11 protein-coding genes are annotated in these 21,731 nt (G+C 33.2%); 1 reads left to right on the top strand and 10 read right to left on the bottom strand.

Going from position 1 to position 21,731, the window contains the following annotated elements; genetic code table 11:
- Positions 1–21 precede the first annotated feature (21 nt).
- The 10 genes from AXE80_RS01630 to AXE80_RS01585 form a co-directional block, all read right to left on the bottom strand.
- Entirely contained in the window at positions 22–786 is a 765-nt protein-coding gene (locus AXE80_RS01630; RefSeq protein WP_206208151.1) for an SDR family NAD(P)-dependent oxidoreductase, read from the bottom strand.
- A gap of 22 nt (positions 787–808) precedes the next feature.
- Positions 809–2,989, bottom strand: coding sequence for a glycoside hydrolase family 3 N-terminal domain-containing protein (locus AXE80_RS01625; protein WP_068824177.1), 2,181 nt, complete (start codon positions 2,987–2,989; stop codon positions 809–811).
- A gap of 7 nt (positions 2,990–2,996) precedes the next feature.
- Positions 2,997–4,013, bottom strand: a complete 1,017-nt coding sequence (locus AXE80_RS01620; protein ID WP_068824176.1) for a zinc-dependent alcohol dehydrogenase — start codon at positions 4,011–4,013, stop codon at positions 2,997–2,999.
- 241 nt (positions 4,014–4,254) lie between these two features.
- Positions 4,255–5,046, bottom strand: a complete 792-nt coding sequence (locus tag AXE80_RS01615) for an IclR family transcriptional regulator (protein WP_068824175.1) — start codon at positions 5,044–5,046, stop codon at positions 4,255–4,257.
- Between the two features lie 174 nt (positions 5,047–5,220).
- Positions 5,221–8,823 carry an Ig-like domain-containing protein gene (locus AXE80_RS01610; protein WP_068824174.1) on the bottom strand — a complete coding sequence of 1,201 codons (3,603 nt, stop codon included), beginning with the start codon at positions 8,821–8,823 and terminating at the stop codon, positions 5,221–5,223.
- Positions 8,824–8,843: 20 nt separating this feature from the next.
- Entirely contained in the window at positions 8,844–10,088 is a 1,245-nt protein-coding gene (locus AXE80_RS01605) for a T9SS type A sorting domain-containing protein (RefSeq protein ID WP_068824173.1), read from the bottom strand.
- Positions 10,089–10,461: 373 nt separating this feature from the next.
- Positions 10,462–12,036 carry a hypothetical protein gene (locus AXE80_RS01600; protein ID WP_068824172.1) on the bottom strand — a complete coding sequence of 525 codons (1,575 nt, stop codon included), beginning with the start codon at positions 12,034–12,036 and terminating at the stop codon, positions 10,462–10,464.
- A 17-nt stretch (positions 12,037–12,053) separates the two neighbouring features.
- On the bottom strand, positions 12,054–13,766 hold the full coding sequence (locus AXE80_RS01595) for a RagB/SusD family nutrient uptake outer membrane protein (RefSeq protein WP_068824171.1): 1,713 nt from the start codon (positions 13,764–13,766) through the stop codon (positions 12,054–12,056).
- 20 nt (positions 13,767–13,786) lie between these two features.
- Entirely contained in the window at positions 13,787–16,846 is a 3,060-nt protein-coding gene (locus tag AXE80_RS01590) for a SusC/RagA family TonB-linked outer membrane protein (RefSeq protein WP_237340621.1), read from the bottom strand.
- Positions 16,847–17,098: 252 nt separating this feature from the next.
- Positions 17,099–18,715 carry a tetratricopeptide repeat protein gene (locus AXE80_RS01585; RefSeq protein WP_068824169.1) on the bottom strand — a complete coding sequence of 539 codons (1,617 nt, stop codon included), beginning with the start codon at positions 18,713–18,715 and terminating at the stop codon, positions 17,099–17,101.
- A 485-nt stretch (positions 18,716–19,200) separates the two neighbouring features.
- On the opposite strand from AXE80_RS01585, the gene AXE80_RS01580 reads away from it, so the two are divergent.
- Positions 19,201–21,723, top strand: coding sequence for a T9SS type A sorting domain-containing protein (locus tag AXE80_RS01580; RefSeq protein WP_083194447.1), 2,523 nt, complete (start codon positions 19,201–19,203; stop codon positions 21,721–21,723).
- The last annotated feature ends 8 nt before the right edge of the window (positions 21,724–21,731 follow it).

Below are 21,731 nucleotides of genomic sequence, written 5' to 3'. Positions count from 1 at the left end.
ACTTACCTTATTGTGGAAAAATTAACGTCCCATCCATCCACCGTCAACTAGCATAATACTACCATGCATATATGAAGCTGCCTCTGACGCTAAGAACACTGTAGGTCCTGCAAAATCTTGTGCCTCTCCCCATCTACCTGCAGGAATACGAGCTAAAATAGATGCTGATCTATCTGCATCATTTCTTAATGCTTCTGTATTATCTGTAGCAATATAACCTGGTGCAATTGCATTTACATTTACTCCTTTACCAGCCCATTCGTTAGCAAAAGCCATTGTTAACTGACCAATTGCTCCCTTACTTGCTGCATAACCTGGCACAGTGATCCCTCCTTGGAATGTTAATAATGATGCTGTAAAAATTACTTTTCCAGATCCTCTTTTAATCATTTCTTTTCCAATTTCTCTTGTTAAGATAAATTGGGCATTTTGATTTACTTCAATTACTTTATCCCACATTTCATCTGGATGTTCCGCTGCTGGAGTTCTTAAAATGGTTCCTGCGTTGTTTACCAAAATATCAATTTGTGGATGATCTTTTTTTACCGCAGCAATAAATGCATACAATGATTTTCTATCTGAAAAATCACATTGATAAGCACTAAAATTTTTACCTACAGCTTGTACTTCTTTTTCAACATCACTTCCGCTTAACTCTAAAGAAGCAGACACTCCAATAACATTAGCACCAGCTTCTGCTAAACCAATAGCCATGGCTTTTCCAATTCCACGTTTACAACCTGTTACTAAAGCTGTTTTTCCTTCTAAACTAAATGTATTTAAAATACTCATCTTTTTAATTTTTATGTTATTTCAATTCTATATGTTTTATTACTGGGGTCGTTGCTCCTAAATCTTTACTTCTTTTACTTGGTAGAGCATTTGCTATTACTAATTTGTATTTTCCTTTTATCCACTCTTTTTCACCCTCTTTATTAATTTGATACAGTTCTTCAGCAGGCAATTCAAAAGAGATCATTGTTGATGAATTTGAATTTAAATTCAACCTTTTAAATCTCAACAACTTATACAAGGGCAATTCATTATCATCGTTTTCTGACACCAAATACAATTGAGCTACATCTTCACTATTAATTCCACCTGTATTAGTCACCCTACATGAAATTGTTACTTTATCATTTTTTCTAATTTTGGTTTGAGATATTTTTATTGAATCATATTTAAACCTAGTGTATGACAAGCCAAAACCAAATGGAAACAAGGGTTCTTTTTCCATATATTTATAAGTTCTACCTCTCATACTATAATCTTCAAAAGCAGGCAATTGATCTATCGATTTTGGAAAAGTAATTGGCAAGTGACCTGATGGAGATTCATCTCCAAACAAGACATCAGCAACAGCATGACCTCCTTGCTCTCCAGGGTACCACATCAAAACAATAGCATCTGCCAAATCGTATAATTCTCCTAAAGAAACTGCACTACCAGAAGCCACTACTAAGATTAACGGTCCTTTTTTATTAGCCCCTAGTTTTTTTACATAATCAATTTGATTTTGTGGCAACTTTAAATCTTTTTTATCTCCTTTGTTTGGAGAAGCAATTGCATCTACCTCTTCACCTTCAAAATCAGCAGACAATCCAACTACAACAATTACTGCATCAGCTGTTTTTGCTACATTTGGAGCCCAATTTTTAGGATTTACATTTTTTGTAAATGGCAAAGCTCCCATTCTATAATTTAAAGAGGTCCCTAAAGAAACTTTTTCAGAAATTCCCTCTAAAACAGAAACTAAATTGGTCGTCATTCCGTAATAACTTCCTAACAACACATCGTTAGACGCAGCAAAAGGACCCGTTATATATGGTGCTTTAATATCTTTACTTAGTGGTAAGGTATTGTTGTTGTTTTTTAACAACACAATAGACTTTAAAGCCGTTTCTCTTGCCAAAGCAACATGCTTTTCTGAGTGAATTTCTGTTGGAGAAATTGCATTGTATGGATTATCTTCTACCGAGTCAAAAAATCCTAATTTAAAACGAGTCATCAAAAGTTCTTTTAACCTCTTGTCTACTGTTTTCTCTGAAGTTAACCCTTCCTTAATTGCTTTTTCAAGAACACCATAAACATATCCACAATTTAAATTCAAACCTGTTTCTAAAGCCAACGCCGCAGCTTCTGTTTGAGTTTTTACAACTTTGTGACCTTTATAAATATCACTCAAGGCACCACAATCGGATACAATATATCCATTGAATCCCCATTGATCTCTCAAGACATCCTTTAATAACAATTTACTGCTACTAGCAGGAGAACCATATACTGAATTATAAGCAGACATAACTCCCTCAACATCCGCATCTTTTACCAACGCTTCAAAAGCAGGCAAATATGTTTCATTCAAATCTTTTTTTGATGGAGAGGCGTTAAAATGATGTCTCAACTCTTCGGGTCCTGAATGCACTGCAAAATGTTTAGCACAAGCCGCCGTTTTTAAATATTTTTTATGATTTCCTTGTAATCCCTTTACAAAAGCAACTCCCATTTTAGAAGTTAAATAAGGATCTTCTCCATAGGTTTCTTGACCTCTTCCCCATCTAGGATCTCTAAAAATATTTACGTTTGGCGTCCAAAAAGTTAAACCAGCATATTGGCCTCTATTCCCAATAGATTGAGAAATATTGAATTTTGCTCGAGCTTCATCAGAAATTGCGCTAGCTACTTGAAATGCTAAATCAGTATCAAAAGTTGCCGCTAAACCAATAGCCTGTGGAAAAACTGTTGCTTTACCATTTCTTGCAACACCATGTAAAGCTTCATTCCACCAATTATATTCAGGAATACCCAATCGTTTAATTTCAGGACTTTCACTTAGAAGTTGATTTGTTTTTTCTTCCAAGGTCATTTCTGAAATCAAGAAATCAATTCTTTGCTCAAAAGTAAGCGATGAATCAAACCATTTCCTGTCTGAGGATTGACTGAAACCGATGAACGGAATGCATAATAATAGTATTGCTCTTTTTAACATCCTTATCTTATAATTGACAATCCATTAAAACCTTAAGTCCATCAGGGTTACTATCTATATTTTCGAAAACTTGTTGAATATTACTCAATGGTTGTACATCTGTAATCATTTGTTCGAATGGCAATTCGTTAGCAGTAATCAACTCAATTGATTTTTCATAATCTTCTTTCTCATATACACGAGCACCAATTAAGCTTAGTTCTTTCCAGAAAAACTTAAACAAATCCACTTCTTTTTTTACACCGTGAATAGCCACCATTAAAATTCTACCTCTAATCCCAGCTACTTCACACATAACATCTAATGCTGGTTGTACTCCTGCTACTTCAAAAACAACATCCGCTCTACGGTCTTCTGTCTTGCTTTTTACATACTCAACTAAATCAACTTCTATAGGACTTACGGCATCAAAACCTAATTCTTTTGCTTTAGCAATACGTTTAGGGTTTACTTCAGAAATAATTACCTGAGCTCCAACTTCTTTAGCAACCATAGCTACCAATAACCCAATAGGCCCACCTCCTAAAACGACTGCAGTTTCTCCTTTTACCAATCCACTTCTACGCACATCATGTGTAGCAACTGACAAAGGCTCTATCAACGCAGCTAATTTTAAATCTGTTTCTGGTTTTAACTTATGTAAAATAAAGGTTGGAACATTCCAAAATTGTTGCATAGCCCCTTCGCTATCAATTCCTACAAATTTTAACTCTTCACAAATGTGATTAAAACCTTTATCTGATGGCTTTACTTTTCTGTCGTCTAATGGACGAACAACTATTTTATCACCAACTTCATAATCCGTCACCCCTTCTCCAATAGCATCAACTACACCAGACATTTCATGACCTATTGTTACAGGAATACTTACACGCTTATCCATCATTCCATGATAAATATGCACATCGGTTCCACACACACCAACATAAGCTACTTTAATTCTTACTTCACCTTTTTTTGGCTGATTAATTTCTTTTTCAATTACAGTAAAGGTCTTATTACCTTCATAAATGGTTGCTTTCATCTTCTTTTTATTAAATTCCAAATAAGAAACTTGTTTCTCATTTGAAACAAATATACAATTTATTGTAAAAAACAACCCTTTTTCAAGAAAAAAAATTCCATATATGAAATTAGTTTCAAAAACAGAATTAGCATTTACATTACCCCCTAATAAACACTAAGTGTATAAACAAAAAAAACTCATAAATAATTGCTTAAACAACTATCTATGAGTTCATTATTTTAAAAAAATTTCAAATAAACTACCCTACATAACCTAATTTTAGAGAAATTTCCTTCGCATATCTTGCTATCACTTCTCCTTTTTTATGAAAATCTTTAGAAGGCAATCTACCATGTGGTGCTGTAATCCAAATAGCAGCAACTGGCACACCATATTCATTAAAAATAGGAGCTCCTACACAATTAATCCCTTGTATATCTTCCCCATTATCTACAGCGTATCCGGATTTTTTAACTTGTTTTAATTGCTCCTTAAACACTTCTTTTGAAGTTAATGTGTTTTCTGTAAAAGGAGTGAATTCCATTTCCTCAACAATAGCATTCATTTCTTTATCTGGCAAATATGCCAAAATAGATTTTCCTCCTACAGAGCTATGTAAACTAAACTGGGTTCCTTGTTCAACAAACAGTTTTACTGGATATGAAGAAGCTACTTGTTCCAAAATAGTTCCTTTGTCTCCCAAAATAACACCTAACATAACAGATTCTTTTAACTCATCTCTAGTAGCTCTCATAATATCTATAGACACTTCTGCTATACTTTGCTCATTAATAGCAGACAAGCCAAGTGTTAGCATTTTTCTAGAAAGGGTAATCTTTTTAGTTGTCTCATTTTTTTGAAGATAATTTTTAAATATTAACGTACTAACAATTCTAAAAGCAGTTGTTTTAGTAATAGACAATGTCTCTATAATTTCAGCCAAGGTTAACCCTTGTTTGCAAGTAGCCAACAATTCTATAATCATTAAACCACGCTCCAAATTAGGGACATTATACGTTGGTTTCCCATCTGCTTTCTCTTCTAAACCCATATGTTTTAATTTAATAGAAACAAAAATAAGATTAATTATAAGAACAACTTCTTTTTATTTATAAACTAAAAACATTGATTAACACTAAAACAATAGACCTCTAGATGTTTTAAATAAAAGAAAAACCTCGAGGAATACTCGAGGTTTTATAATGATCTATTAGTACTTAAAACATTATTTAGTTTTTACCATTTTTAGCGTTTTGTTAACTGTTGTATTTCCAACATTTAATAAATATACTCCAGTATCTAAATCAGATACATCAATAGTGCTAGGAATTCCATCAATTTTAAGAACCTTTAACAAACTTCCTTGTGGAGTTAAAATTCTAACGACAAAAGCCTCTTGAGAATTTTCTCCATTTATTGTTAAACTATTTACAACTGGATTTGGATAGATATAAGCACTCGATACCGTTTTCTTAAACGCCTTTGTACTTAATGTTTTTTGCTGAAACTCTATCTTATCTAGATTCCATTGCCAAGCATTAGAACCTGATGCTACAACTTTAACTGTATGCATTCCAGAAGTTAATTCTATGGATTGTGAAGCAGTTAAAGCCCCATAACTATCCCATCCACCAGTATTTGTAACATTGTCTGTTGAAACAATATTCCCATCTACTGATATCTGTACTTGAGCATTTGCCACAGGTGTTGAAATAAAGTAAACAATGTTATATTCTGCGGCATCTTCTACATTAACATTTTCATAAGTTACCCAATCGCCTGAGTTTACATAATTAATAGCAGTTGACCCTTTATTTACTCCATAAGGAGCAGCAACGTATCCATCATCAAAAGTTCCACCTGTTGTATTAAACTCCTCTGCTTCAATCACTATCTTATTCCCTGTATCAGTACTGATCTCTACTATTAAATTACAACTAGCACTAAAATCACCATCGGTAGTAACCACTGTTATTTGTGCAGTACCATTCGCCACAGCCGTTACCAATCCATTCTCTGTAACCGTAGCAACATTAGTATCACTAGACGACCAAGTATGTGTTTTTATAGTTGCATTAGAAGGAAGCACAACTTCTGTTAACTGCACCTTTTCTCCAATAGCCGTTAATGTTTTCTCATCTGGAGTAATACTTACACCTGTTACAGAAACAAAATCTGCAGGAGGATCTACAGTAATCAAAGTACTTGCAGAGTGAACCATTCCGCCGTTGTTAGGATCTGTAAGCGTAGCGGTAATAGTTGCCGTTCCATATATTACTTTCCCTACTACTTTTCCTGTATTTGAATCTACCTCAACAATACTCGTATCTGAAGATGACCAGCTAACATTTTGTTCTGTAGCGTTTATTGGGTTAATATTTACTTGAAGCGGTGTCGTTTTGTAATACTCAATAGACATAGTATCCCCTTCGTTAATCGATATACTAGATACAGCTGTTGCAGAAAAAGCAGATACATTTACCGTTGCTGAATCTGTAAAACTTCCATCTACAGAAGTTGCAGTAATGGTTACTGTTCCCTCAGAAACACCTGTCACTATTCCAAACTCATCTACCGTAGCTACTCCTTCATTTGACGAAGACCAAGTAACCGCAGTATTCGTTGCGTTTTCTGGAACTACATGTGCATTCAAAGCCTTATTTTCATCTACCATAAGATCTAAAGACGCTTCATCAATCGCAAGTGATGTAACTGCAACCGAAGCTATTTTATCAGATCGTTTTGGCTCTTTACTAAAATCAAAAACCTGAATCATAACAGTTGTATACTCTGCGTAATTTCCTTTAGCTGTACATGTAACAGTATTATTAGTTTCTAAATACTCGATAGGAACATCTAATTCATAGACTCCAAACCATACATTTCTAGAATCACGAGTTTCTCCTCTCCAATCTGTTGTTAACGGAAGTGAATGTCCATTGAATGTTATTTCTTTTGGCTGCATACCACTTTCCCAAAACCTACCAGCAATACGCAATGTAACTTCTCCAGCTCCAGAAGGCACCACTACATTATTTATATGTGTTGTTAGCGTTTCGTTTGGTTCTACTCTTTTTCTAAATTTAACTCCTCCAATAGCTGTAGTTCCATCCTCTAGAATCTCTGACATGAATTTTTTCTCTTCGCTTGTCTGATCAATCGTTACAGGGTTTTCAAAAGTATAATCTAACACAATTGTTCCATCACCTGCTATTTTTATAGCTCCTGGTGCAGTTGTAAATGTGCGCTCATCCATAACAGACTCTCCAAAAGTACCTTTAGACTCATCAAAAAACAAATGATTCATTTTTACTCCTTGGACTTTATTGGTATAATCATCAAATAAATGTAAGTCTAAGGTTTGCTCTTCAAACTTTAGGTTGTTTAATATCAAATAAACGTGATTGTTTTTAACATAGGCATCTACCAATATGTCTAAATTATTTGCTTTAGTATCAATCCTAGTTCCATCCACATCTTTCCACAATTCATAAAACAACACAAAATCTGTCCATTGCCAATTACCATTTTCATCTTCATCTAACAAAGTTGAAGGGTATCTCTTTATTAAATTTCCATCTTCATCACGAACATCTCCCCATTCTGCTTTTACAGGAGCAAAAGGCATCGTTAATACTAAGTGAGAAGGTCTTTCTAAGAACTGCATAAACATAGAGTTGAAAGGACGTAGATTTTCCCACGCTCTTCTTTTTGCGCTTACCTCATCTAACCAACCAGATACGGCTCCAAATTCTGAAATAACGATATCTTTTTTCTGACCAAACTTGTAATTATCATACCATTCTAACATGTCTAAAGTAGCTTCTACCTGACCTCCTGTACGCAAAGCTCCTTTATCTCTAGAAGACTGAGGCCAATCGTATAAGTGAACACCATAAAAATCCATATTGTCACCACATGTATCAATAAATCCTTGCCACATCACATCCCATTGATACCAATTGTCACCCCTAGTTGCATTTACCTGAGAATCAATCATGTTGTGATATACTGGTAACGATTCAGGAGTTAACCATTGGTCATATCTATCATCTGGAACCCTATTGATTCCGTCTTGAAGATGAAAGTCATGTTGCCCCCAAGTCATTCCTCCAATTTTAGGAGCTTTATCCCCTAAGCGAGCTCTAACTCCATAAGCTACCAAATTATGAAATTCCCATAATTTTTCTTGACTAGTACACATCATAGCTCCCGTCATCATTTCCATATCTGGCTCATTAATTACCTCCCAGTACGTTGGTAAAGGCTCTCCAGATTCTCCTTCATTTTTCTCAAAATACTTATCTAAGTATTCAACAATCCATTCTACAGAAGTATCAAGTTCCCATGGCTGCCATCCATGCCAAGTCCTACCTCTTTCATACCAATTTAATGTTGGATAAATAGGATGAGGGTTGATTCCCATAATCATGGCTCCTTTATTTTCATATTGATGTGCCAAGTACTTTTGGTCATACAAATTCTTTAAATAATTAGCCCTATTTTGCATTTCATCAACATCTGGCTTTGAAGTTCTATCAGGATCCTCTGGAGTATCTTGAAACTTCCATGTTGCCGATCCGTTATCTCTACCAAAATACACATCTAAATCATTGATTAAATAATTCAATTTATCTTCTTCACCCACCCAATCAACTTCTGTAGGAGTGGAATGAACTGTCATGTGACGTTCTCTACCAAAATCAGAAACACCTTCTACTGAATGTTTTATATTTAGATTGACATCTACTTTTATATTTTGAGAATACCCAGTATTTATAAAAAGAACACTTAAAAATACCGCTGTAAAAATCTTGTTAATTTTCATATAGAGAGTTCTTTTAATTTTTATTCAAAAATTATTTTTTGGGTAGCTACTTTACTATCTGCAATAAACTTAACAATGTAAACAGTTGCGCTTTCAAAATTGTATTGAAGTGTTTCTTGAGAATTTAATTGTTTAGACACCTGTACCCTTCCAAAACAATCTATTACTTGAATAGTCCCTGAAATATCTTTTAAAGTCACTCCTTGTTTTGTAACTTCAAAGTTATTCACAATAGTATCGTTAGCATCTATTGACAAACTAATGTCGGGAGCCTTAGTTAATGTATAATCATCTAAATAAAATACAGCTCTTGAATCTCCATCATTCACACAATTTAATCTTAGAAATACTGTACCAAAACCTGAAGGAGTATCATTTGAGGTAACAACAGGTGTTTTAACTTCTACCCATCCTGTTTCAGTACTATAATCTATATGAACTGTATTCCCTGTAGCCTCTTTTACACCATCTACCCACAACTCTGCATAAAAATCTGCCGCAGGAGATGCGGCATCTAATTTTACCCATATAGACCCTTCGTAATTCATAACCTCAGACTCTCTTACATACTGATAATTAAGAGCTTGATTAAAATAAGCACTTGCTTGTACTGTTGTACATTTTATAGAATTGTTCCCATTTCGTTTAATAGTAGTCTCTTTATTCATTGGATTAATCCCAAATTTCTGATAGATTTGAGTTTGTGGAGTACTTGATGAGTTTGCCATAAAATCAATTTCCATATCTCCGTTTACCGTTAATGGATTTTGAACAAGCTCAACATCATCATAGTGAACTAAATCACCTGCGATTGGATTGTCAATACGAACTTTAACATCTACATCACTTGTTGGTGCGTATTGAGCCATTAAAATCTTATGCCAAGAATCTACATATTCTAAACTGTTCCAAACTACGGCCTGACCTCCACCAAGTGTTGTAGTTCCATCTGAACTCATTAATCTTAAAGCTGACCTGTCATTGTTTGCTGTTGGTTTTACCCTTACAGTTAAATAAGTTGGAAGATTACCTGTTAAAGTATAAGTAGCATCATTTACAATGTTACCATTAGGACTCCCACTAGTTAACAAGGCTCCATTGCTTCCTTCATAAGCATCACCGTCTGTTAACGTTCCTAAATCTTCGGTCCAACCAGAAGGAACCCCAGCCGAAGTGGTTTCGAAATCTCCGTTTGTTACATTGATCACATTTTGACCAAATCCTAAAAACGGAGTTATTGACAATAATAGTAGTAATTTTTTCATTATTATATAGTTTTAGTTTGTAAATATTTTGAATACATCAAAATTGACTAGAAAAAAGAAACAATCCTTTAAATACTACTTGACTAGAACTGAACATTTGGTTAATAGTCTAATTTTCAACTGAATTTAAACTAAACAAAAACCTACTACCGTATAAGAAACACACACTCAAATTACTAACTACCAACACTTAAGAAACAACAAAAACAGACTAAACTTACCTTGATTTGTTTAAAATATATTTCCCAACCTATTTTAATATATAACTGAAGCTTAAAAACAATAGCTAAATTCATTTTGAACTTTATACTCAACAAAAAAGCCAGAGAATTAAAATTCTCTGGCTTAAAAACAACTAACTTAATGTAATTTACTATGGTCTTATATTCACTTTACGTACTGTAAAATCATCCATATAGAATGAGGTTATTGTAGTATTGTCTTTATTATATCCACGGATTGCAAACCTACTCTCTGTTGCAGATGCATCGAATTTAACTAAAACCTTTCCATACACCCATTGTCCTGTTGTAAACGTATCTGTAAATGTATGTACTGCTGCAACTCCCCAATCTGTGTTTGGAACGCTAAACAATCTAAGGTCTGGTGTTAAGTTTGTAGAAGCACCTACTTGCTCTAAGTAGACCCAAACTCCAACCTCGTAAGTTTCTCCACCCTCTACAGGGAAAGTAATATTTGCGTTACTATTATCTTTGTGACCTACAATCATTCCACCACCAGCATTCATAGTCACATGAGCACTCTTAGTACCAGAATGAACTTGTGTACCGTTAACATCTAAGGTATATCCGTCAAACGGTGCACCCCATCCTAAATATTTCCAATTTGCATTTGTGCTATTCTCGAAACCATAATCATAAGAAGAAGTCTCTAAAACATTTGGATATTGAGTAGTAACACTTACATTCATAAAAGTATCTGCATCAACACCATCTGAAGTAGCTAAAGTACCTTTAGTATAAGTAATAGTAGCCTGATCATCTGTATAAACTGTTTCTCCATTCAATTCAACAATCACTAAATCTCCATCTGTAGGATCTAATGTTACAGTGTTAATACTCGGCGTGATTGTAGCCCCACCAAATGTTGTTATATTAACAGAGAAGTCATTTGGATTTAATTTACTAGCATCCATTTCTCTACTAAAGTCTAATACAATTTTTCCATCTCTGTTATATGTATTCTCTAATACAACTGGATCTGTAGATGGAACTACTCTAATTAAATCTGTATAACTAACCATATTACCTCCCGCAGGTCTTTCTCTAGAAGCTCCAAAAGACAAGTTAAAATCACCCATTTTAGAGTATTTTACATCGGTAGTTTGATTGTTTTCGTCTGTAGTAACTACAACTCCTCCATTATCTAAGTCCCAAGTAAACTCTTCTGGTTGACCTTCTACAGTATAGATAAATCTTACTGAGTAACTTGCAGTAATTTCATTCAAAGCTCCATCACTCATCACTAATGCATCTCCTAAAGAACCATCAGAATTCAATTTATACCCTTCTAATGAAACCGATACTGGCTTTAATACATTTACAGCTATTATTGTATCTAGTACTTTTCCTTTTAAAGTAGTTCCGTCGTATGCATCTCCTTTAAAAACTTGATGTAAAGCAACATTGTGTTGTCCTGTCTTTTTAAAGATAGCTTTTACAGTGTTTTTTGTAGAGGTTACATCGTCATCAGAATCTACAATATCAACAACACCTTCTGGAAAAGTCCACTTTCTAGACTCAACCCCTGAAGATACATCTCCAAAGGTAATTGACCCATTAACTTCCACTTTGTTTCCAAAATGCATTTGATTGGTCATAATTTCTCTATCGTTAGCCTCAATTAAGTCGCTACTTTGATCATCATTACACGCAGCAAAAACAAATGCGAGTATGAATAACAGTTTATATCTATATATTGAATTCATAATTTATATTTTATGTATTATTTAACGTTATCGTTTGCTTGAACCTCCAATGTAGGTATTGGAAAATAATCGTGTTGTGCTGAATCGTATATTGAACTAGCAATAATGAAATCAGGTCTAATTCTTTCGTTAATAAAAATTGGAGCTTCTCCTTGACCAGTTAAATCTAAATTATTCTGTCTCCAAACTTCATCAGCTCTTAACTCAGTAAATACTTGTTGTACAATTCCCCATCTTACCAAATCTTTCCAACGCTGTCCTTCGAAACAAAGTTCTAAAGGTCTTTCTACTCTTTGAATATGAGTTAATACTGTTTGTACACTTGGAGTTACTAAAGGTTGTGATCCATGTACTTGTTTACTCACATGTAGTTGAGGGAATTGTCCTGCATTATCACTCATGTACTGTGCTAATGTTTTTACTCCAGCTCTTGATCTCACTTTATCTATATAAGTAATTGCCGTATTAAAATCTCCAGTATCCATCAAAACTGCTTCTGCATACATTAAATACACATCTGCTAAACGAATTGCTCTAAAATTAATTCCAGATCTACTGTTTACATCTTCACTATCTGAATTATACCAATTTGTATACTTTTTCACATAAGAACTTTGACCAAAAGACCATCCAGCTTTGTCTCCGATTGGTAAATTATAATAAGTTCCATCACCATCAATTGGAACAATACTTCCTCCCATTCTTTTTGATTGTGAATTTCCATCATTCACAGGATTTGATGGGTCAATTTCATCATTCACAAATAACTCATGTAAAAAATACGAAGGTAAAACAGTGTTATATCCTCCAAAATTTAACTGACCTAAAGGTCTAGCCAAAGCACTTGCCTCTGCTCCATTTTCTGACGGACTGTTATCTACAATTGCTCCATTTACCCCAGGGGCAACTGCTGTAGAAAAACTAACTTCAAAAATAGATTCTGAATTAAACTCATTAAGATCTGTATAGTTGTCTAAAATATCTGGTACTAACGTGTATACCTGAGAATCAATTACTTCTTTAAATTGAGTAGCTGCCATTCCCCATTCTTGATCGTACAGGTAAACTTTTCCTAATAAACTTTTAGCAGCTCCTTGAGTTGCTCTACCTAAATCACTATCCGAAGTCCACTCTAAAGGCAAATTCTCTTTTGCAAACATTAAGTCTGGAATAATTACATTGGTATTCACCTCTGCAATAGTAGAAAAAGGTTGTTTTAAATCATCTGTGGTTTCTGCAATTTTTGTCTGTATAACTGCTCCTCCGTAAGTATTCGCTAATTCAAAATAAAAATAAGCTCTTAAAAATCTAGCTTGTGCTTCTATTTCTTTTTTAGCATTTCCTGTAAAAGAACTTCCATCAACTTTATTGATATTTTCTATTACTTGATTTGCTCTAAAAATACCGATGTACAATTCGTTCCACTTATCTGTTACATAAAAAGTACCATCTGTATAGGTTAAATTTCTAAAAGTATTAGGTGCATACCAAGATTCTGTACCAGCTATGTCTGCCCTTACCATTTCATATTGCATTCCAGATCCACTAACACTTTGAAACTGTAGCGCTCCATAAACGGTTGTTAACCCTGTATTGAATTGACTTTCTGTTTCCCAAAATATTGCCGAAGTTGTGGCATTTGGGTTTATTTCTTCTAAAAAACTACTTTCATCACACCCTACAAATAGTAATGTTGAGGTTAGTAGTATTATGTTTTTTATATATTTCATGATCTTATAATTTTTGATTATTAGAAGTCTAATTGTAGACCTAACATAAATTGTCTTGTAAACGGATAGTTTCCTACATCTACACCACGAGTAAAGATTCCATCTCCTCCAATATCAGGGTTATATCCTTTGTATTTTGTAAATGTAAAAGGGTTCACAGCTGTTAAATAAACTCTAGCCTTTTCAATTTTAGCTCTTTCTTTAGTCTTAGGAACTGTATATCCTAATGTTAAGTTTCTAATTCTGAAATAAGTTCCATCTTCTAAAAAGTAATCTGATCTTGCTCTGATACTATTAGCAAAAGCATTTTGTCTATCGGTTGGCACATCTGAAGTTGGATTTTGAGGTGTCCACATATTGTATAAGTCTAAATGTCTACCTGCTTGATACGCATACAACTTAGATCCATTATATACTTTAGCTCCATAAGAAAAGTATGTTTGAGCTGTAAAATCGAAATTTCTATAATCTAAATTGATGTTAAAACCAACATTAAACTTTGCTTGTCCTGAACCTGAATACACACGGTCATTATCATCAATTTTATTATCTCCATTTACATCTTTGTACATCATATCTCCTAACTGAGCACTATTATCAATTGCTTGATATGCTGTTAACTGATCTTGTGTTTTAATAATTCCATCGTGTTGAACTAAAAAGAAAGATCCAGCTCTATATCCTTCTGCTAAATAAGTAGTGTAATCAACATTTGTTCCTCTAGAAAGTACTGGTCTTCCGTTTGCGTATCCTCTATCTACACCATTTAAGTCTGTAACCGTGTTTACGTTCTTAGTAAATGTTCCATTTAAGGTATACTTTAAACCATAGTTTGTTTCATCTCTATACTGTACACCTAGCTCTACACCTTTGTTGCTCATACTTCCTGCATTTGTAACACGTACATCGTATACTCCATCGGCTCTTGGTTGGTATGTTCCAGAAGAAGGAGTTAACCTTTCTTGTAACAACATGTCTTTTTTGTCGTTTTCATAAAGGTCTAAATTCACATTTAAACGATTTTTAAACATTCCTAAATCCAAACCTATGTTTTTAGAAATAGTAGTTTCCCATTTAATATTTGGATCTACATACCTTCTTTGAATGAATCCATTGTTTAATTCTTCACTCGCTCCAGTATTAAATACATAATTTACACCTGTTTCAATTGTTGGAGTAAAAGCGTAGTTCCCAATGTTCTGGTTTCCTACCTCAGCCCAACTCGCTCTTAATTTAAGTCCTGAAATAGATTTTATGTTACTCATAAAATCTTCTTTATCAATATTCCATCCTAAAGAAACAGCCGGAAAAGTACCATATCTGTTTTTTGGAGAAAATTTAGAAGATCCATCTCTTCTTACACTTGCAGAAAACAAATATTTACTATCGTAGTTATATTGAAACCTTACTAATTTACCTGTAAGTGTAGACGTATTATTAGTACTACTTGGCGCGATAGACTCTGATCCAGAACCTAAGGTTTGTAAGGCGCTGTTTGCATCGGCACTATACATCACTCCAACTCCTACTTGCTTATAGTCATACTTTTCATAAGAAATTACTCCTAATAAATTAAAGTTGTTCTTTCCAAAGCTTCTACTATAGTTTAAAATATTCTCTACTGTCTGTCTTTCTTGCCAGTTGTAATTCTCATTTAAAAATGCATTTGGACGAGAAGCTCCTGGGTTGATATTCCCAGTTAAATCGTATACAATATATTGAGGTTTGTAAAATGTATTTACATAGTTAGAATTGTTACTACCTAAGTTTATTTTATACTTTAATCCCTTTAAAATTTCGTACTCTAAGTTAACTGCAATATTTGTTGCTGTTGTTTTTGTTTTGTTCTCATTCTGTAATAATTGAGACAAATAACTATATTGTATTGCATTTTGTACAGGTATCTGAACAGCGTTATCTCCTCTTGACTCTAAAGAACTAAGACTAGCTTGGTATGGCCCTTGTGCAATTGCATACTCATACAATCCCCATGGTTCTGTCTCCTTATTATCTTGTCTAAAACCAATGGTTGCAAAAGCTTTGAATTTTCCTTTTTTATACTCCCCTGTAATTCGGTTAGACAATCTGTTAAATCCTGAATTGATTAATACTCCATCTTGGGTAAAGTAGTTTGTGTTTAAACTCAATGTTAAATACTTAGTACCTCCAGAAACATTTAAATTGTAGTTACTCATTACCGCATTATTATTCTGAACATCTCCCACAAAATCAGAATTATTGTCTAAACCTTGTGAATTAAAACGTAAAATTGGAGAGTCAATTCCTTTTGCTTCACTTGCTTTTTGATTTTCGTACAATTGCTGAGTAGTATTCATTAAAGGAGTTCCCGAAGTAATATTTTGAATACCTGTGTAAGTACTAAAACTTACTTTCATTTTTCCTTCTTCTCCTTTTTTAGTGGTAATAAGAATTACACCATTAGATGCTCTTGTACCATATATTGCTGCAGAAGCTCCATCCTTTAAAACATCAATAGATTGAATTTGCTCTGGAGCAATGTTAGGATTTCCTTGATAAGGAACACCATCTACTACATAAAGTGGTCCTAAAGCGTTTGGGCTAATAGACCCCAATCCCCTAATTTGAATATTAGCAGGAGATCCTGGACTACCTCCACTTGTTTGTACATCTACCCCTGCAATTTGTCCTTGCAAAGCACTACCTACATCAGAAGTTGGTGTTTTTGATATTACTTCGCTGTCTATATTCACAACAGCTCCCGTAACTTCTTTCTTCTTTTGAGATCCATATCCAACCACAACAACTTCATCTAACTGAGTCGCATCTTTTTCTAATACAATATTAAGTGTAGTGTTATTCTCTGGCATAGTAATAACTTTACCTACGAAACCTAGATATGTAATTGATATTTTTTGACCTGAAACTGCTGTTAATTGATAATTTCCATCAAAATCCGACACAGTTCCATTGTTTGTTCCTACAACTAAAACACTAGCTCCTAATAATGGTTCGCCATCTCCTTTTATAACCCCTTTAATGGTCACCGTTTGTTGTGCGTGAACAATTCCGATACTACACAACAACATAATACATGTCATTATGTAGAACTTACTTTTTTTGCCACAAGTGCGTAAATTAATTTTCATATTTATAATAGTTTATATTTCAAGTCACTAAATTGCATGAAATCAATTAAGTTTAACTTGTTTTCCACTAGACCCCGTATGAACATGAGAAGAAAAAACACTAGACATCAACTAAACAATCTAGTAAACTACCTCATACAGGCGTTATTACATATTCAATAACTATGTTTTTATATTGAGAATTTGATATTATTTTAATACTTATTATATTGAATTTATAAAACTAGATAGACTATCATTTCTATCAAGTCCTAGTTTTTTTCTCAATCTGTATCTTGACGTATGAACACTCTCTACAGAAATACCCAACAAGGATGACATTTCCTTACTAGAGAAGTTCAACTTTATTAGAGCACATATCTTTTGATCTGTTTGACCAAGGTTAGGATATTTTTCTTTTAAGTTCTTATAGAAACTTTGATTAATACTAGTGAACCTCGCCTCAAATTCTTTCCAATTACTAGTTGGACTCCCTTGTATCGTATTAATCATTCTACCAATTACTTTTTTATCAATATTGTCGTCTTTTTGCTTAGAAAGCTTATTCTTTAAATTGTTTAAGAACTCTTCTTTTTCTATTAACTGTAAAGCAGATACCGTTAATTCTTTATTTTTTAACTCCAGAACTTCGTTTTTTCTAATCAACTCCTGCTCTTGTCTTTCTTTTAATACTCTTTTTTCATTTCGGTGTTTATTCCTTAAGTTTCTGATAAATAAATACCCAAAAATTAAAATAAAAACAATTGAGGTTACTAAGATTACATATTTTAAAAACCATATATAATCTTCTTGTTCTAGTTGCTTTAACCTTAACTCTTGCTCGTTTTGTTTTTGTTTTTCTTTGGTAATTCTATAGGTATCCTTTAGATTGAATAAATGCTGATTATTTATACTTTTACTTCCAAAAACACTATCATTTAATGCTTTAGACCTCTTTAAAAACTCAAATGCCTTTTTGTAATCTCCTTGTTTTTTATACAGCTCAACAAGCGCATCACAACTCATTATTTTATAATTAGTATGACTATGACTTCTCTCTGAATGAATTAAAGACTCTAAGTAAGCTTCTTCACTCTTTTTAAAATCCCCCATTTCTCCATATATATGACCAAACATATAATCAATAACAACTAAGTAAGACTTTTCAATTTTCGAGAAATTAGTTTTAATGGAATCTAGTTTACCTAATGCCCTACTATATTTTTTTTCATTTGACAACTGATAAGCTATTTCTGCCTCTAGATAATTACTATTCGCATTATAATAATATGGCAGTTTTTTAGTAGCTACAGCACTATCTAGATATACTTTAAACATTTTAGAATCTCCTTCAATTCTATAAAAATTGGCCAAAGCAAAATAATCACTTGTTAAATACGCCGCATTTACCTCATTCTCTTTATTTAGCTCTTTATTTATAGCTAAAGAAAAATTAAAATATTTTAAAGCCTCTTCATCTCGATTGTAAAAACTATACAACCAACCCAAACCTTGATATATTCTACCTTTTAAAAATTGGTTATTTTGTTTCTCAGCCAACAACAAAGCTTTCCAATAACTATCATAAGCTCCTGTATAATTTACATTGTTTGAATAAATGTCAGATAAATTCATCAAACCTGTAATAGCCTTTGTAGTATCCTTCTGTTTAATTGCAAGTTGATAATAATCCTTTGACAACTTAATTGCCCTTTTAGGATCTTTATAAGTAAACCTCTCAATCTCCTTATACAAACTATCTAATTTATTAGATTGAGAAAATGTATTTTTTGAAAAGATTAAGAATAATGAAACGAGAAATATTAGCTTAGTTTTTTTCATAGATGTATTAGTTTATAGATAAGTTTTGCTTTTTACAAAAACAACTAGTCCAATATACAAACAAAACCAAATCATACTACTTGTTCATATCTATCTGCACAAAAAAAACATCTTGTCTATTTAAAAAACCACAGAAAACTCACTGGTTTTATTGAATTTAAAGCAACACATCATAAACATACTTTTTTACATTCGTTCAGTTTTTGTCTAGTTCCAAACCGCTCTATGAACCTCTAAAACACCCATAAATCAGCAAAAAAACATCATTTTTTTTATTTATATAATTTTATTTAACAGTTTTAATTACATATTTCATATTCTAAACTAAAACAAAACACTTATTGTTTTTCCCAATTACAGATGTTGTGTTTAAATCGTGTCTAAACATTTACTACATCACACTATGTACAGTTTATATCTATACCTAAGTCTAGGCACAACCTTAACTCTATAATACTTTTGTAAAAAACAATACAATTTTTCAAATGAAAAAACTCATACTACTTTCCTTACTATTTATGAATGTGCTGAGCTATGGTCAGAGCATTACTTGGAACAATAAACAAACAGATATCCAACCTGGAGAAACAATTCCTTTAAACATTACATATGATGCAGGTGTTGGAAACACCGTATACTATGTGAGTGTAGTTTTACAAGAAATGAATGCCTCTTGGCAAACTCAAAACAACTACAATACTACATATCCTGTTAGTGGTAGTAATCAACCTAACGCCAGTACAATTGATTTTAACTATACCATTGATAGTAATATTCCTTTATCAGAAAATCTACCTAGTGGAAATTTTTACTTGTTAAAAATCTTCATTTCTGTTAATACAGATGGTGCTTTTGCCAACGACAATACACAAATCACATTACTAAACAACGGTAGTGATAATGGAGATACTAATGACCAGGTAAATGTGGATATAAACTTTAATGTAAAACACATTGTAGGCGGAATCTCTACATTTGATCGTTCTAAATTCATCACCATACATGCCAATCAAACCGAAAACGAATGGGATGGAGATAATTTTACATCTGACTTAAGAGATGATTTTTTAAATGGGTATGATGTGTATCTAGGAAGAGATACAGGTGGAATAACATGGAACTTAAACAATATGGAAGAAGACCCTACTAGACCTGGGTTTGCTGATCCTGCTAAAATAAGCTCTAAAGGACAAACAAGCAGAAACAGTTTTGCTGCAAAAACAGAACTACACCAATATGAAAACAGAAAAAACCAAGTTATTGCTGGACAATTACACCCTTTTTGGACAGGTGAAAGTCAAAAAGCAACAAACAAAGGTTGGAAGTTGGCAAGTCCTACAGCCACTGGTGAATATATGGGGCGCTACTTTAATGCATTTCACGGAGGCAACGGTTTAAAGGAACCTAATTGGGTTGAAGTTATTAACGAACCAGCATACGAAGCACTTGGAGGAAAAAAGAATTACACTAATTCATTACAAGAAATTGCAGATTTTCATGTTGAAGTTGCAGATGCTATTAGAGCACAAAACCCAAACTTAAAAATCGGTGGGTATACCGTAGCTTTTCCTGATTTTGAAACTGGTGATTTTCAGCGTTGGATCAATAGAGATAAGCTATTTATTGATGTTGCAGGTGAAAAAATGGATTTTTGGTCTTGGCATTTATACGATTTTCCTGCTATTGGTGGAAAAGTAGATTTACGCTCTGGTAGTAATGTAGAAGCAACTTTTGACATGAACGACCAATATAGCATGTTACAATTAGGACATACCAAACCTTATGTAATTTCTGAATATGGAGCTCAAACACATGATTACAATGGAAATGGGTGGAATGCCTATAGAGATTGGTTGTTTTTAAAAGCCCAAAATTCATTAATGATGTCTTTTATGGAAAGACCTAATGAGATTGCCATTGCAATTCCTTTTACCGTTGTAAAAGCAGAATGGGGATACAATACACAAACCGATGAACCTTATTCTGCAAGATTAATGCGTAAAACCAATGAACCTGACAGTTATACAGGAACTTGGATTTATTCAGATAGAGTTAAATTTTATCAATTGTGGAAAAATGTAAAAGGAACTAGAATTGACACAAAAGCTAGCGATTTAGACATACAAGTAGATGCTTATGTAGACGGAACAAAAGCCTATGTAATTTTAAATAGCTTGGAAACAACTCCTGTAACAATAAACCTAAATACCTTTGAGTTTAACAATGTAACAATTGATCAAATTGTAAAAAATCATTTAACCTGGTCTGGAAATGCAGCCGTAATAGAAGAAGAAACGTTATCAACACCTATTTCTGAAGTTGTATTAGGCGCAGAGTCTACCATGATTTTAGAATACACGTTTGCTAATAGTATTACTATTGACGAAACTTCTAATGAAACTAAATACTTTGCTACAGATTATTTAAAACCAATTACAGCAAACCAAGAAAACAACTTTGAAATTAATGGCGTTCAAAAAAATCACAATTATGGAGAAGCAATATTAAGGGTAAGTATTGGTAGAGATCATGGAAAAACACTAAAACCTACTATCAAAATTAACAATACTCAAATTAACGTTCCAGATGATTGGAGAGGATATGACCAAGCTGACAAAGGAAGGTTTTTTGGTACTTTAGAAATCCCTGTATCTTACAATCTTCTAACCCAAAACAATACGATATCTGTAACTTTTCCAGACACCGGAGGACATGTAAGTAGTGTAGTTTTACAAGTTTTTGGATTTAGTAAAGACATTCGAAATGAAACTTTAAGTACTACGGATATTAAAAAACTAAATAAAGTTTCCATATACCCAAATCCTGTTTCAGATTTTTTACATTTAGCAGACAACAGAAACATTAGTAGTGTTCACATATATAACACACTTGGTGAAAAAGTATTATCTGTAGATACTTCAGACAAAATCGACGTCACTTCTTTAAGAAATGGTGTCTATATGCTCGTTACCAATAATGGTAGTTCTGCTAAGTTTATAAAGATTTAAAAACACTG

The organism is Wenyingzhuangia fucanilytica, from assembly GCF_001697185.1.
Classification (GTDB): domain Bacteria; phylum Bacteroidota; class Bacteroidia; order Flavobacteriales; family Flavobacteriaceae; genus Wenyingzhuangia; species Wenyingzhuangia fucanilytica.
The sequence above is the reverse complement of the archived record's forward strand: the minus strand, read 5'-3'. Positions and strand labels throughout refer to the sequence as shown.